We start from the raw sequence: 15,015 nt of genomic DNA, 5'->3' as shown, positions 1-15,015 counted from the left end.
CTACCGCAACGGGGTCAGCTGACGTGCGGTGCGGGCGATCAGTGACCTCGGCCCTGGCTGAGGAAGCACGACAGCAGTTGCCGGAACTCGTGCGGGTGCTCGATCGCCGGCACGTGCCCGCATCGGCCGAACACGTGCAGACGGACATCGGCCAGATGTTCGAGGAGGGGTTGGGCTGCCGTCCCGAGCGGGGTGACGCGGTCCTGGGCGCCGTGCACGAGCAGCACGGGCGCGCGGATCGCTGCCAGCGTCTGCGCCGAGAGGGTGAGGTCCTCGACCCATCGCGCCCTGGGGGGAGGGAACAACGACGCGAATGCAGCCGCCCCCGCTCGCATCGCGACCGCACGGGCTTCGACAGCCTGATCGGTCACGAGCGCCTGGTCGAGGACGAGGCGGCTCAGCATGTCTCGTGCCCCGAGCGGACCGGCGGGGGCGGCCCAGAGCGCGTCGAGGTCGGCGGACAGCGGCGCCCCGGGGGCGCCCATCGTGGAGACCGCCACGACATGGGTGACCTGCTGGGGGCGCGCGGCCGCCAACGAAAGCGCCACGGCACCGCCCATGGAGTGACCCACCACGGCGTAGTGCTCGAAACCGAGAGCATCCATCAGGCTGGCGGCCTGCTCCGTCCACAGCCGGAGCCCACTCCGGAAGCCCGCCGGGACGGGTGTGCGGCCGAACCCCGCCTGGTCAGGGGCCACCAGGTGCCAGGACGCGCCCAGCGCCTGCGCCGTCGATGCCCAGGCGCCGGACCCGGTCGTGCCGGGTCCGGAGCCGTGCAGCATCAACACCGCGGGCCCGCTCCCGCTTTCCAGGACGTGGACCGGGGAGCCATCGACTGTGATGGTCCGAAGTGTCGTCACCGGGGCGGGCCAGGTGTGCTCACGCCGATGCGGAGTCGACGGACTTCGAGAAGAGCTCCATCATCGCCCTGCCGAACTGCGGCATGTCGGGCCACCCCCGGCAGGAGACGAGGTTGCCGTCCACGACGTCGGGAGCGTCGATGACGGTCGCGCCCGCGTTTTCCATGTCACCGGTGATGGGGGGGAAACACGCCGTCTTCCGACCCTTCAGCAGCCCGTAGACCGCTGGCACCTGCGCGCCGTGGCACACCAGCGCGATGGGGAGGTTGCGGGCGAAGAAGTGCTCGGTGATGCGCCGAACGTCAGCGTCGACGCGGATCCACTCGGGGGCACGGCCCCCGGGGATGATGAGGGCGTCGTAGCGCTCCACGTCGACCTCGGCCCAGGGAACGTCGACCGGCAGCTTCCGGCCGTTCTTCTCCACATAGGCGTCGGAGTTGGGGTCGAATTCGTGGATGACCAGTTGGACGTCACGCATCGTCCGTGACGAGACGTCAACGTCCCAGCCGCCCTCCTGCACGCGGTAGTAGGGATACATGGTGTCGAGTTCCTCGGCGGCGTCGCCGGTCAGCAGCAGCGCTCTGGGCACCTGCTTCTCCTCGCATCTGGGGGTGGTGAGGTGGTGAGGTGGTGAGGTAGATCCAATCCGATCCGATTGCGCTAGCATTCCTCGGCCCAGCCCACCCGTCAAGCCTCTACCGCCATTCCGTCCGCATCCTTGACCTCGTCGAACAATCGGCGGAAACGCTCGCCCGACCGCAGGATGTGTCGACGCATCGCGTAGGCGGCAGCGTCGGGGTCACGCGCGGCGATCGCGGCCACAACGTCCTCGTGCTCGGCCATGGCCAAGTGAGTGACCTGGGTGTCGTGGTGCAGCCGGAAGAGGTGCACGTGGCTGTGCAGGCGAGCGAGCGCCTCACGGATGACCTGGTTCTCCGCGCTCAGGGCGACGAGATCGTGAAAAGCGGCGTCGCGTAGCCCGAAGGCGCCGTAGGCGGTGGGCCCGCTGCCCCCCTCCAGCTCCGCCATCTCCTCCAGCATTCGTCGCAGGCCCGCCACCTGCTCTGTGGATGCGCGCTCGGCGGATCTGCGGGCTGCCGCCGGCTCGAGGAGCAGGCGGACCTCGAGCATGTCCTCGAATCGGTGCCGGTTGATCTGCGGGGGAATGCGGTAGCCAGCATGGGGCACACGCACGACCAGGCCCTCGGCCTCCATGCGGTTCAGAGCGTCTCGGATCGGCGTCTGCGAGACCCCCAGCTCTCGCGCCAGGACGTCGATCGTGACGCGGGAGCCAGGCTCAATCCGTAGCGACATCAGCTGTCCGAGCAGCGTGTCGTACACCTCGTCGGCAAGCCGGCCGCCAGATCTTGCCGGCGACATTCCACCCGCCAGGGTCCTACGGCTCCGCGCGTTCATCTCTTCGTCGTCCATTGTGACGCGAGGTCCTTTCTTGCGTGTTCGGGAACCTGTTGACATCAGTCACAACGCTGCGGCATGCTGACGCCCCCACCAGATCGTATAGGAAAAGTGCCGGACGCCCGTCATCCTGCACCATCGCGGAGCCGCCCGCCATCGCACGTCGTGACGCCGGTCCGCGGTTCGGCCCCCGCGACAGAGCGGCGACACGCCGGAACAACCCAGCAACTGCTCGGCGAAGCACATAGCGAGGCGCTAGAAGTCCCCACCACCAGAAGGCAGGCAAAAGATGCGATATCAGAGGCGAACAGAACGAAAGTCCGTTACCGGTCGGAAGGTGCAGCTGGCGACGGCGGCCATGCTGCTGGTGGCCACGACCGCGGTGGCGTGCGGCGATGGCAAGAAGGACGACGCGAAAGCGGGCGCCCCCAAGGCACCGGCGGCCGTCCCGGAGCTCACCAAGGACCCGCTGACCCTCAGCTTCATCTGGTTCGACTGGCCCCCCGCCCAAGCACTGGAAGCCTTCGCGAACGCGGAGTACAAGAAGGAACGGCCGAACGCCACCATCAAGGTCAACACCGTGCCGAACGCCAACTGGCACGACGCGATGTTCACCCAGTTCGCCGCGCGCAAGACCGACTTCGACATCGCGATCCTGGACTCGCAACACATCGGCGAGGCCGTGACGAACGGCAACATCCTCGACCTCACCGACTTCGTCAAAGAGAACATCGACGTCAACGCCTACAACCCGTACCTCCTGGCGGCGTACGGCCAGTTCCCCCAGGCGGAGACCGGCAAGCGCGACGAGAACGCCAGCCTGTACGGACTGCCGCTGCTCGGCGACACCTGGACGATGATCTACCGCAAGGATCTCATCGGCGAGAAGCCACCGCAGACCTGGGACGAGATGATCTCAACCGCCGAGAAGTGCCAGGCGGACAACCCCGGTGTCAGCGGGCTGGCCTTCCACCAGGCCAACGGCTCCGACGCCGCGGCCGTCACCTACAACACGGTCAACGGCGTCTACGGCGGCAACCTCTGGGACCCCAAGACGCGCAAGATCGACGGCGTCCTCAACGACGCTGCGGGCCAGGAGGCGATGGACGTCCTGGTCAACAAGATGAAGCCGCTGACCGCCAAGGGCTCCGGCAACTGGTTCATCGACGAGGTGAACGCGGCGGTCGCTCAGGGCAAGGCCTGCATCGCGTTCAACTGGATCGCCGCGAGCGGCGGCCTGCTCGATCCGAAGCAGTCGACGCTCGGCACCAGCCGGGAGCAGATTCTCGACAAGCTGGGCTTCGCCACCCTGCCGAGCCAGAAGACGAACCTGGTCCCGCTCGGCGGTATGGGGATGCACATCTCGGCCTACTCCTCGAAGGCGAACCAGGCTGAGGCCCTGAACTTCATGAAGTGGTTCGAGCAGGCTGACGTCCAGAAGAAGTGGGCCGCGGCCGGTGGCGTGCCGGCGCGTACGGACGCCCTGGCGTCACCCGAGTTCCTCAATGCCGGGCCGTTCAACAAGGTGTACGCCGACTCGGTGCCACGGATGCGGGACATGTGGAACGTGCCCGAGTACGCGCGCCTCGTCGACATCGAGAACACCAACGTGAACGCGGCGCTCAACGGCGCGAAGAAGCCGAAGGACGCGCTCGACGACATCGCCAAGGAGCAGCAGAACGTACTCGACTCCAGCAACCGCAAGGGCGGCGGCGGACTGTGAGTGACGCCGTCCCTCTGACGACCGAACACCCCGGGCAGGTGGCGTCCGCGACGCCACCTGCGCGGGGCCGGTCCCGCCGGTTGAGCGACCGCTGGCTCGCCGTCACCTTCATCTCCCCCGCGATGCTGCTGTTGCTCGGCATGTCGGTGTTCCCGCTGCTGTGGGCGTTGTACCTGTCCTTCACCGACTACTCGGCCACCCGCGGGGGGCCTGCCAACTTCGTCGGGTTCGGCAACTACACCGCCATCCTGACGTCGGCGCAGGTGCACACGAGGGCCCTGACGACGTTGGTCTACGTGGTCGGCGCGGTCGGCCTGCAGACAGTGCTCGGTTTCGGCATCGCCTACCTGATCTCCCGGCGCACGCGCGGGCGAGGAATGCTGACCACTCTGTTCCTGGTCCCGATGATGCTGTCGCCGGTCGTGGTCGGCTTGTTCTGGCGATTCATGCTCGACGCGCAGTTCGGCGTGGTCAACAGCATGCTCGGCTCGGTCGGCCTGGGGCAGGTGGAGTGGCTCACCCGGCAGCGGACGGCACTGGTCTCCCTGATCGTCGTCGACACCTGGCAGTGGACGCCGTTCATCATGCTCATCGCGCTCGCGGGCCTCACCGCGGTGCCCAAATACCTCTACGAGGCCGCCTCGATCGACCGGGCCTCCGAGTGGTTCCGGTTCCGCACCATCACGCTTCCGCTGGTGTGGCCGCTGCTCCTCATCGCCGTGATGTTCCGGGCCATCGAGGCGTTCCGGCTGTTCGACCTCGTCTACATCCTGACCAGCGGAGGTCCGGGTGTCTCCACCGAGACGTTGTCGTTCCACATCTACAAGGTCGCGTTCCTGGGCTTCAACTCCGGAACCGCTTCGGCGTACGGGATTCTCATGGTCCTCGTCGTCATCGTCCTCACGCAGTTCTACCTGCGCTACCTGAACAAGCTCAAGGAGGACTGATGGCCGTCTCGGTTGACGAGGCCGTGTCCACCGGTCAGGCCCCGGACCACGGGCCCCCCGCGCGCCGCCTCGGCGGTCGGGGCCGCTCCGTGGTGGAGATCGCGCTGCTGACCGTACTGGCCGTGGTGATGCTCTTTCCGGTGCTGTGGATGCTCGAGACGTCGATCAAGGAGAACCGGGACGTCTACGCCATCCCAGCCAAGTTCTTCGACTTCGCCGTCACTCTGCAGCATTACAAGGACGTGTTCGTCGCTCAGGGCGACGGCCGCACGCCCGTGTCCGTCAACTTCCTCAACTCGGTGGTGGTCGCCGGAGCTTCGACGGTGCTGGCCACCGTGCTGGGGGTCCCGGCGGCCTGGGCCTACTCACGCTTCGCCGTGAAGGCCAAGAAGGACCAACTGTTCTTCATCCTGTCCACCCGCTTCATGCCGCCCGTGGTGGTCGTGATCCCGATCTTCCTCATGTACCGCCAGATCGGCCTCTACGACAACAAGCTCGGCCTGATCCTCATCTACACCGCGTTCAACGTCCCGTTCACGATCTGGATGATGAAGGGGTTCGTCGACGAGGTGCCCGCCGAGTACGAGGACGCCGCCATGCTCGACGGGTACACCCGTCTGCAGGCGTTCTGGCGATACACCCTGCCGCTGCTTGTGCCCGGCATCGCCGCGACAGCGGTCTTCGCCCTCATCTTCTCGTGGAACGAGTTCGTGTTCGCCACCTTCCTCACCTCAAGCGACAGCGTGCGGACGGCTCCCCCGGCCATCGCCGGCCTGATCGGCGGTACCACCACCGACTGGGGCCTCGTGGCCGCCTCCTCCGTGGTGTTCGCCCTACCGGTGCTCGTCTTCGCCTACCTGGTGCGCAAGCACCTCATCGCCGGTGTGACGCTCGGGGCGGTGCGACGCTGATGGCGGGCATCGAGGTGACCGCGCTGCACAAGCGCTACCCCGACGGAACGGTCGCGGTCGAACACGTCGACCTGTCCATCGGCCACGGCGAGCTGTTCGTGATGCTCGGCCCTTCGGGTTGCGGCAAGACGACGACGCTGCGCGCCATCGCCGGCCTGGAGAGGCAGACGTCGGGCGACATCCGCATCGGCGACACGCTGGTCAACGACCTGCGGCCCGCTGAGCGCGACATCGCCATGGTGTTCCAGTTCTACGCTCTCTACCCGCATCTGCGAACCCGCGACAACCTGGCGTTCCCTCTGCGGGCCGAGGGACTGCCCAAACAGGAGGTGAGCGCGCGGGTCGAGGAGGCCGCGCGGCTGATGCGGCTCGGACCGCTCCTGAACCGGCGACCGCGCCAGCTGTCCGGCGGGGAGCAGCAACGGGTCGCGCTGGCTCGCGCCCTGGTGCGGCGACCGCGCGCGTTCCTCATGGACGAACCGCTCACCAATCTGGACGCGGAGCTGCGGGCGGACATGCGCACGGAGATCAAGCACCTGCAGGGAGAGCTGGGGGCGACGATGGTCTACGTCACCCATGACCAGGTCGAGGCGATGTCGCTCGGTCACCGGATCGCCATCCTCAACAAGGGCCGCGTCGAGCAGATCGGCACACCGCTGGAGGTCTACGACCGTCCGGCGAGTCTCTTCTGCGCCGCGTTCATCGGCTCCCCGCCGATGAACCTGATCGAGGTGGAGATCGCCGACGGGCAACTGCACGGTCAGGGCGGACTGGTTCTCACGCCACCGCCGGGCCTGCCGCGCGATCGTCGCCTGGTCGCCGGCGTCCGGCCGGAGGCGCTGGAGGTCACCGCACCGGGGGCGGAAGGCACGATCCCGGCCCGGGTGGTCTCGGTGGAGTGGTTGGGCGACGAAATCATCTACGTGGTCGACCACGGCGGCCAACGTGACGTCCGGGTCCGGATGCCACCGACTGTTCGTTTCGCCGCTGACGCGAAGGTCGGGCTGCGGCACACCGGCGGGACCCCGGCGGTCTACGACGTGAGCACGGAAGAGCTGGTGGCCTGATGGGAACCGTGGCAGTGCACGGGCTGTGCAAGTCCTTCGGAAAAGTCCAGGCCCTGGACGGGGTGACGCTGGACGTGCCGGACGGCTCGTTCTTCGTCGTACTCGGGCCCTCCGGGGCAGGCAAGACGACGACCCTGCGAGCGATAGCCGGCCTTGAGAAGCTCGACGGCGGGTCGGTGCATCTGGACGGGAGGGACGCGACCCGCGACGCCCCGGCCGAACGCGACCTGGCCATGGTCTTCCAGAGCTACGCCCTCTACCCGCGACACACGGCGTACGAGAACATCGCGTCGCCGCTGCGGGCACGCCGCTGTTCTTCGAGCGAGATCGCCGCTGCCGTCGAGAAGATGTCGGAACTGCTACACATCGAACGTCTGCTGCAGCGTCGTCCCACGCAGTTGTCGGGCGGTGAGATGCAGCGTGTCGCCCTGGCCCGGGCGCTGGTCCGTAGTCCACGCGCGTTCCTCATGGACGAGCCGCTGACGAACCTCGACCTCAAGCTCCGCGTCGAGATGCGCACCGAGCTCACCCGCATCCACCGGAGCCTCGGAGCAACCTTCGTCTACGTGACCAACGACCAGGTCGAGGCCCTCTCCATGGCCGATCAGGTCGCGGTTCTCAAGGAGGGGAAGGTGCAACAGGTCGGAACGCCGACCGAGGTGTACGAGCGGCCAGCCAACCAGTGGGTCGCCGGGTTCGTCGGGAGCCCGCCGATCAGCCTGCTCGCCTGCCGCGCCGAGGGAGATCGTCTGGTCGGTGCGGAAGGCTGGACGCTGCCGCGGCCCCGCTGGACCACGGCTGAGGACGGTCGTGCGCTGCTGCTGGGCCTACGCGCGGAGGACCTGTCCGTCGAGCAGCGTGGGGACGCGTCGTTGTCCGGGGAGCTCTACGGGCTTGAGCCACTCGGTGACCGAACGGTGGTCGACGTCCGAGTGGGGACGGAGATCCTCAAGGTCAAGGCACGACCCACCGTCACCGGTACGCCGGGCGAGCGGCTGCGTGTCGCTGTCGACCTGGACCGCGCGCACCTGTTCGATGCGGGCACCGGGCTGTCGCTGTCCGAGGCTGGGCGGTAACCGGGCCGGGCGGCGACGCGCCATGCGCCCCCAGGTGGCAATCGAGCCTCGGCGGACCGTCACCGGTGAGCACGGCCGGACGACGCTGCGACGGCCGTGGCCCGAGGGGGCGATCGGTGGCCCGGCGCGTCGCCCTCCGGACCGGCCAGGGTCACACTTCGACCCGCTCGGCAACCTCGCCCCCGACGAGGGCGTGTGACCCGGCCGTCCACGCGCACAGCGCGATCGCTGAGGCCACGGCGGACATCACCAGAGAAGATCACAGGAGGCGACGCAATGAGCGACCCGATGAACGTCCTTGCCGCCGAGCACCGGCGGCTCCGGATCGGCGACGCCTGGCGCGACGCCGCGAGCGGAGCAACCTTTGCCGTCGAGGACCCGGCCACCGGCAAGACCATCGCCGAGGTGGCGGACGCCGGCGTCGTTGACGGGCTCGCCGCTCTGGACTCGGCGAGCAAGGCAATGGCGGAGTGGGCGGCGACCCCGCCACGGAAACGGTCAGAGTTGCTGACCGCGACGTACCGGGCGCTGACCGAGCGGTCTGAGGATGTCGCCCGGTTGATCACGCTTGAGATGGGCAAGCCGCTCGCCGAGGCTCGGGCAGAGGTGGCCTACGGCGCCGAGTTCTTCCGTTGGTTCGCCGAGGAGGCGGTGCGCGTCGAGGGGCGGTACAACACCGCTCCCGCAGGTGGATATCGCATCCTCACCGTGCCGAAGCCGGTCGGGCCGTGCGTCTTCGTGACGCCCTGGAACTTCCCGTTGGCCATGGGCGCCCGCAAGATCGCCCCCGCCCTGGCGGCGGGCTGCACGACGATCACCAAGCCAGCCGGCCAGACGCCACTCACCATGCTGTTGCTGGCTCGCATCATGGAGGAGGTCGGCGTACCCCCGGGGGTCGTCAACGTGGTGACCACCAAGCGTTCCGGCGCGGTGGTCTCCGCGCTGCTGGCCGACGCTCGGACCCGCAAACTCTCGTTCACCGGCTCGACCGAGGTCGGGCGCGTGCTGCTGCGACAGGCCGCGGACAACGTGCTGCGTACCTCGATGGAACTGGGCGGCAACGCGGCCCTGATCGTGTGTGCGGACGCCGATCTGGACGTCGCCGTCGACGGCGCCATGGTGGCCAAGATGCGCAACATCGGGGAGTCCTGCATCGCGGCCAACCGGATCTACGTCGAGGAGCCGGTGCGCGAGGAGTTCACGGCGCGTTTCGCCGAGCGGATGGGCGCGCTGTCGATGGGCCACGGTCTCGACGACGGCGTGACCGTCGGGGCGTTGATCGACGAGGCCTCGGTCGCCAAGATCGACGAGCTCGTCGCCGACGCGGTCGATCGCGGCGCCCGGGTCCTGGTGGGCGGCGAACGTCCGGATGGGCCGGGCCACTTCTACCCGCCCACCGTCCTGGTCGACGTGCCCGACGATGCGCGGATGCTGAAGGAGGAGATCTTCGGCCCGGTCGCGCCGATCATCTCGTTCACGTCCGACGACGAGGTGATGACGAAGGCCAACGACACCGAGTACGGCCTGGTCGGGTACGTCTTCACCCGTGACCTCCAGCGGGCGCTCCGGTTCGCCGAAGGGCTGGACACCGGGATGCTCGGCATCAACCGTGGCCTGATATCGGACCCGTCAGCTCCGTTCGGAGGCGTGAAGCAGTCCGGGATCGGCAAGGAGGGGTCGCACGAGGGCATCCTCGAGTACCTCGACCTCACCTACGCGGCGATCGACCTACCGTGACCGGCCTGCTGCTCCGGGCGCCCGTCGAGGATCACCGAGCCCCGTGCACACACGACCTGACCGGCGCGCGCGCCCGCGCCACCCGGATGGCCAACCTTGCCGAAGCCGTCCCGGTCCCGCAGGTGACCTGGACGTCCGCCCAGCACATCGCCGCCGACGTTCCGGAGAGGCACCGACATGCTTGAGACCGTCCGCGGACCACGCCAGCTGATAGTGGGCGAGGGGGTCGCGCAGAACATCCCACGAGTGGTGGCCGAGAGTGGCTCGCGGGTCCTCATCGTCACCGACCGGGTTCTTCTGGGGCAGCCGGGCGTGGCCGAGATCGTGGCCGCCGTGCGCGAGAAGGTCGAGGTCGTCGAGGTGTTCTCCGACGCGACCCCAGACGTGCCACTCGCCGATGTCGCAGTGGCCGTCGCGGCCGCCGCCAAGGTGGACGCCGACGTGATCCTCGCCATCGGGGGCGGCACGGTGATCGACCTCGCCAAAATCGTCGGCGTCATCCGGCGCCACGGTGGCACGCCGCGCGACTTCTACGGCGAGTCGAAGGTGCCGGGGCCGACGATTCCTCTCGTCGCGGTCCCGACGACGTCAGGCACCGGCTCCGAGCTCACACCCGTCTCGGTGTTGACCGATCCGGACCGCGAGCTGAAGGTGGGGGTTTCCAGCGTCCACATCGTGCCCGACTTCGCCATCGTCGACCCCGAACTCACCTACACCTGCCCCGCGACCGTCACCGCCCACTCCGGCATCGACGCGTTCTGCCACGCGGTGGAGAGCTACACCGCGCGACCCCGGGCCCACGGACCCCGCGACCCGGTGGAGCAGGTCTTCCTCGGCCGCAACCCGATCACCGACCACTACGCGCTCCTGGCCGCGGAGCGGATCGCCCGTAGCTTGCGTCGTGCCGTCCGGGACGGAGGCGACACGGAAGCGCGGGCGGACATGTCCTATGGGTCCATGCTCGCCGGGCTCGCCTTCTCCCACGCGGGCAACGCGGCCCCGCACGCCCTCCAGTACCCCATTGGCGCGGCCACGCACACGCCGCACGGCCTGGGCGTCGGGCTGCTACTGCCCTACGCGTTGGACGCGGCCAGGGATGCCATCGGCGACCGGTTGGCCATCCTCGCCCGGGTGTGCGGGCTCGACGTGACCGACGCCTCGGATGCCGAGGCCGCAGACACGTTCCTCACCTGGCTCGACGAGCTCCTCGCCGACATCGGCATCCCTCCCACCCTGGCGGACATCGGGGTGGCACGCGCCGACCTCCCGCGCTTCGCGGAGATGGCCAGTGGCGTCACCCGCCTGATCCAGAACCATCCAGGCCCGACCGACACCGCCAGCCTGACCGCGATCCTCGAAGCGGCCTGGGCCGGGGACCGAACCCGACACGTCCTGACTCCGAGCAGAGATGGTGACCGGCCTTTCACATGACAACGGGTTCCCGGTGTCGGAATGCTCGGCTACACCGTCGCGGCCGACGTCGCAGCCCTCCTCGGCAGCCTCAGCACCCGCGTGGCTTGTCGGCGGCTCCCCACAGCGCGATCCCGGGTTCACGCGGCGCGGAAACCTCGTCGACGCGGGCGTCCACACACGCGGAGCAGTGATTGTTTCCCTTGCCGGGGCCTGGATAGTTTCTGCGCATGTTTGACGGTTTCGAGGACGAGCGGGTCGATGTCGGGGAGGTGGAGCTCCGGGTCCGGTATGCGGGGCACGGGCCTCCGGTCCTCCTCATCCACGGGCATCCGCGTACGGGGTCGACGTGGCATCGCGTCGCGCCGCAGCTGGTTGATCGTGGGTTCACCGTCGTCTGTCCCGACATGCGCGGCTATGGGCAGTCCGGCAAGGCGCAGATCCTTGCGGATCACTCGCAGCAGTCCAAGCGGGTGGTTGCCGCGGACATGGTCCGGCTGATGGAGACACTGGGCCACCCGACGTTCGCGGCGGTCGGGCACGACCGTGGGTCGTACGTGGCGTTGCGCCTGGCACTGGACCATCCCGACGCGGTCGATCGCTTGGTGGTCATCGATGGTGTTCCCATCAGTGAGGCTCTCGCCCGGTGCGATGCGACGTTCGCCCATGACTGGTACCACTGGTTCTTCTTCGCCCAGCCGGACAAGCCGGAGCGGGCCATCGCCGCCGACCCCGATTTTTGGTACGCCAGCAAGGCGCGGCCCGAGAGTATGGGAGCCGAGAACTACCAGGAGTTCCGGCAGGCCATCCACGATGCGGCCACGGTGCGGGCCATGTTGGAGGACTACCGGGCGGGCCTCGGCGTCGACCGGGCGCACGAGGAAGCCGACCGGCGTGACGGTCGTACTGTCCGCTGCCCAACACTCTTTCTGTGGTCGACCCGGGACGACATGGAAGACCTGTACGGTGACCCGCTCGCCGTCTGGCGCCCGTGGGCCCCCGATCTCCGCGGCCACCCGATCGAGTCCGGCCATCACGTCGCCGAGGAGAACCCCGACGACCTGACCGCGGCGCTGCACAACTTTCTGTCCTGAGCCTGCCCACGACACCTGGCAAAGGCCTCGGTTCGGCGAGGTCGTCACCACGGACGAGGTGCTCGAACGGCTCAGGTGATGTCGCCTGCCGCGCCTACTCACGGCCGCTGCCACGCGCGGTTCCCAAACGGCGCACGGGCCAGGGCGGTGCCGGCCTTTGTGCGGCGTGACAATGGCAGGCATCGATCAAGGCGCAGGTTTGCGATCGTTCACGAAGACGCCGTCACCGCGTTCGCTGGATAGTTCCCTCACCGGGTTTTCCGATTCCCCGGCCGCTTCCGGGGGAACGACTTGTAGGAGGGAAGATGCTCAGACGTCGCGTGCTCGGTAACGGGCTCGCCGCACTGCTGGCGGTCTCCGGGTTGCAGCGCACCAGAACCCTGCTGCTGGCCGCGACAGCGGCGGCCGTGTCCATCGCATCGCTGGGCTTCGCCACACCGGCGTCCGCCGCGGCTTCCGACGGTCACTACTGTGGGTGGATCTCGCCGGACAGCCCACCGGGCTTGGTTGACGCCAGGACCGTCAACTACACCGCAAGTGTCCAGTGCGACGGCATAGTGCGTCGCGTCGACCTCACCGTTGAGCTGATCTACCACGGACTGGTCAGCGGCCCAGGCCAGACCATCAACGGCCGGACAGAGTTTTGGCAGGACACCCACTACACCGCATTCGGTCTCGGCGTCACCAACCCGGGCACGCTCTGCGAGTCCGGCTACTACTCGGGCCGAGCGACCGCCACCGTCCAATTCCGGTCGGGGTCTCCGGAATACATCACCAGATCGACGGGGTCTCAGCCGGTATCGCTGTCCTGCCCGCCACCGGACATTCCCATACCCCCGCCGACCGGGGGCGTGACGGTCACCAACCCGGGCACCCAGAGCACGCTCAAGCCGGCCACCGTGGCGCTGCAGATGCAGGCCACCGGCGGAAGCGGGTCGTACACCTGGTCGGCGACCGGGCTGCCTCCTGGGCTGTCCATCAACCCCTCGACCGGCCGGATCAGCGGCCCAGTCACCACCATTGGCAGCTACAACGTCACGGTCACGGCCGTCGGAGGCGGAGAGGGAAGTACCACCTTCACCTGGAGCGTCAGAAAAGAAGCCCCCTGCCAGCGCTGCTGACCGACAAGGGCATCGACATCACGGCGTGCGCCCCGATCGGGGCGCACGCCGTCCTGCGAGGGTACGTACAGCGTTCGGAACAGCAAACCGCTGGTCTCCCCACAGTGGATGGCATTTGAGGTCGTGGCCGGGATCGAGCCGGCACCCGCTACTTCCGCCTCGCCCAACAGGCGTGGGCCGACACCAGCCCGGATGATCAATTGTTACTAAAGAAGCGGTTTCCCGAAATCATCATCTCGTCAGCGGGGCGGCAGCCTTTCGAGCGGTTTCCGATCGCGAACAAAATTGTCGAGCTACGCCTGATCGCTCGACATAACTGCGCCCACCACTGAGCCCAGCTGACCATCGAGTCCCTGCTGCCGCTAACGTCCGCGCGTCTATTCCCAAGCCTGAGAGAGAGACTCAAAGGTCTCCGGATCGAGATGGCACGGAATGACGCACAGGAGGTGGCCACCCGGGGCCCGTAAGGTGACGCACTCCAGCCAGCGGCCGATCTCGACGGCGCCGAGCGCGACCAGTCGGCGGGCTTCGGCCTCAACGTCGTCGGTTTCGATGTCGACGTGGTATCGAGCTTGGTCATCCACGGCTTGTACCGCCAGAATCAGCCCGGGCAGTGCGCCGTGCAGAGAGGTGAACTGCTGCTCATCGGGAACTGTGCGTGCAGGCACGCCGAGGGCTTTCGACCAGAAGGCGGCGGCTGAGGGCGCCTCACCGCGTGGTACGTCAATCAGGATCGTCGAGAGTCTGCTGCGATGCGCCATGATCGACCATTATCCACATCCGCCCGGAGGTTCGCCGGCCGCTCCCATCACTACTAAATGGGACAAAGGTGGGCGCTTAGTCCATCCCGGTCAGGTCGCGTGGCAGTGAGATGCCTCGATGCGGCAGCGCGAGACCACTTTCACCGACGACTATTCGTTGATCTTGTCGAACGGATTGAGATGGCGTCTGATCTCGCCCTCTCGCTTGTCACCTGGCGCAAGCTGCCTGGAAGGCGCCATGGGCGCAGTCGCCGGGCGGATCCGACGACCAAAGTGGGCTGGACTCGCGCTGCGGATCCGGCGTAACATCCTGCTCCAGAGAGATCGTCAAGCGATTCGCCGCTGGTGAATGTCGACAGCGGAACGGGGGGGGTAATGGTCTGTGCGCTGCCACCGCAACGACAATTTTCTCGCGCTGCCATAGCGCCGCATTCCTGGGTTCTTACCGTGGTTCCCGAGGACTGCTGCGAAACAAGACGACAAGAATAGCGCAAACCTTCACGAGCCTATTGGCCTGACGTCGGCTGCTATGCGTCAGCCTCGGGTCGAACCGCAGGGCGCATTGCCCAGCTCGCACCCGAACTCCAGAATGGTCGGACGCCGATGCCGGCAAAACCGCTGGCATCGCACCCGGCGGCGTGCCCATGGCCGGGATCCGCGTCGGTGCCGTCGCTCGCGGGGCGCGACAGCCGGGCCAGGCGCATCAACCGCACCTCCGGCCGTCTTCTGCGGCCAAGCAGCCACGACTTTGCGGGGGACGAGGATCGCCCTCGCGCTACCGACCACCGAGTCGAGCCCTGGCGTCCGGTGCTGGCTCAGCCTGCGAGCGGGCGGCGTCAGTGGGTCGGACAGACGACCGCCCACCTCCCTCCGTACAGCGGCTACGTGCTGG

Annotated in this window: 14 protein-coding genes; 10 read left to right on the top strand and 4 right to left on the bottom strand. The window is 67.9% G+C overall.

What is annotated here, in order from left to right; genetic code table 11:
• Nucleotides 1–38 precede the first annotated feature (38 nt).
• From V6U86_RS14665 to V6U86_RS14655, 3 genes are all read right to left on the bottom strand, one after another.
• Nucleotides 39–782: an alpha/beta fold hydrolase gene (locus V6U86_RS14665; protein WP_334503390.1), complete on the bottom strand. Its 744-nt coding sequence runs from the start codon at nt 780–782 to the stop codon at nt 39–41.
• Nucleotides 783–879: 97 nt separating this feature from the next.
• A complete protein-coding gene (locus V6U86_RS14660) occupies nt 880–1,449 on the bottom strand; it encodes a DJ-1/PfpI family protein (RefSeq protein ID WP_334503281.1) in 570 nt (189 codons plus the stop codon).
• A gap of 98 nt (nt 1,450–1,547) precedes the next feature.
• Nucleotides 1,548–2,291: a GntR family transcriptional regulator gene (locus V6U86_RS14655; RefSeq protein ID WP_334503279.1), complete on the bottom strand. Its 744-nt coding sequence runs from the start codon at nt 2,289–2,291 to the stop codon at nt 1,548–1,550.
• Nucleotides 2,292–2,613: 322 nt separating this feature from the next.
• Here V6U86_RS14655 and V6U86_RS14650 point away from each other — a divergent pair, with 322 nt between their 5' ends.
• The 10 genes from V6U86_RS14650 to V6U86_RS14605 all read left to right on the top strand — a co-directional run bounded on the left by V6U86_RS14650 (nt 2,614) and on the right by V6U86_RS14605 (nt 13,362).
• Nucleotides 2,614–3,999, top strand: a complete 1,386-nt coding sequence (locus V6U86_RS14650; protein ID WP_334503277.1) for an extracellular solute-binding protein — start codon at nt 2,614–2,616, stop codon at nt 3,997–3,999.
• Nucleotides 4,000–4,079: 80 nt separating this feature from the next.
• Entirely contained in the window at nt 4,080–4,946 is an 867-nt protein-coding gene (locus tag V6U86_RS14645; RefSeq protein ID WP_334503275.1) for a carbohydrate ABC transporter permease, read from the top strand.
• On the top strand, nt 4,946–5,857 hold the full coding sequence (locus V6U86_RS14640; protein ID WP_334503272.1) for a carbohydrate ABC transporter permease: 912 nt from the start codon (nt 4,946–4,948) through the stop codon (nt 5,855–5,857). The genes V6U86_RS14645 and V6U86_RS14640 overlap by 1 nt, the downstream gene beginning before the upstream one ends.
• A complete protein-coding gene (locus V6U86_RS14635) occupies nt 5,857–6,924 on the top strand; it encodes an ABC transporter ATP-binding protein (protein WP_334503270.1) in 1,068 nt (355 codons plus the stop codon). Before V6U86_RS14640 ends, V6U86_RS14635 begins: the two co-directional genes overlap by 1 nt.
• Nucleotides 6,924–8,000, top strand: coding sequence for an ABC transporter ATP-binding protein (locus tag V6U86_RS14630; protein WP_334503267.1), 1,077 nt, complete (start codon nt 6,924–6,926; stop codon nt 7,998–8,000). The genes V6U86_RS14635 and V6U86_RS14630 overlap by 1 nt, the downstream gene beginning before the upstream one ends.
• Nucleotides 8,001–8,034: 34 nt before the next feature.
• The gene (locus tag V6U86_RS14625) at nt 8,035–8,199 is read left to right on the top strand and encodes a hypothetical protein (RefSeq protein WP_334503265.1); all 165 of its coding nucleotides are present in this window, start codon (nt 8,035–8,037) and stop codon (nt 8,197–8,199) included.
• 77 nt (nt 8,200–8,276) lie between these two features.
• Nucleotides 8,277–9,737 carry an NAD-dependent succinate-semialdehyde dehydrogenase gene (locus V6U86_RS14620; RefSeq protein WP_334503262.1) on the top strand — a complete coding sequence of 487 codons (1,461 nt, stop codon included), beginning with the start codon at nt 8,277–8,279 and terminating at the stop codon, nt 9,735–9,737.
• A 177-nt stretch (nt 9,738–9,914) separates the two neighbouring features.
• The gene (locus V6U86_RS14615; RefSeq protein ID WP_334503260.1) at nt 9,915–11,168 is read left to right on the top strand and encodes an iron-containing alcohol dehydrogenase; all 1,254 of its coding nucleotides are present in this window, start codon (nt 9,915–9,917) and stop codon (nt 11,166–11,168) included.
• Nucleotides 11,169–11,377: 209 nt separating this feature from the next.
• Nucleotides 11,378–12,241: an alpha/beta fold hydrolase gene (locus V6U86_RS14610; RefSeq protein ID WP_334503257.1), complete on the top strand. Its 864-nt coding sequence runs from the start codon at nt 11,378–11,380 to the stop codon at nt 12,239–12,241.
• 305 nt (nt 12,242–12,546) lie between these two features.
• Nucleotides 12,547–13,362 (top strand): Ig domain-containing protein, encoded by an 816-nt coding sequence (locus V6U86_RS14605; protein ID WP_334503255.1) that lies wholly within the window; start codon nt 12,547–12,549, stop codon nt 13,360–13,362.
• Between the two features lie 377 nt (nt 13,363–13,739).
• Here the strand turns inward: V6U86_RS14605 and V6U86_RS14600 are convergent, their stop codons facing one another.
• A complete protein-coding gene (locus V6U86_RS14600; RefSeq protein WP_334503253.1) occupies nt 13,740–14,123 on the bottom strand; it encodes a VOC family protein in 384 nt (127 codons plus the stop codon).
• Nucleotides 14,124–15,015: the final 892 nt, after the last annotated feature.

The organism is Micromonospora sp. CPCC 205558, from assembly GCF_036902955.1.
In the GTDB taxonomy this organism is placed as follows: Bacteria; Actinomycetota; Actinomycetes; order Mycobacteriales; family Micromonosporaceae; genus Micromonospora.
This window is presented reverse-complemented; position numbering and strand designations above follow the sequence as displayed.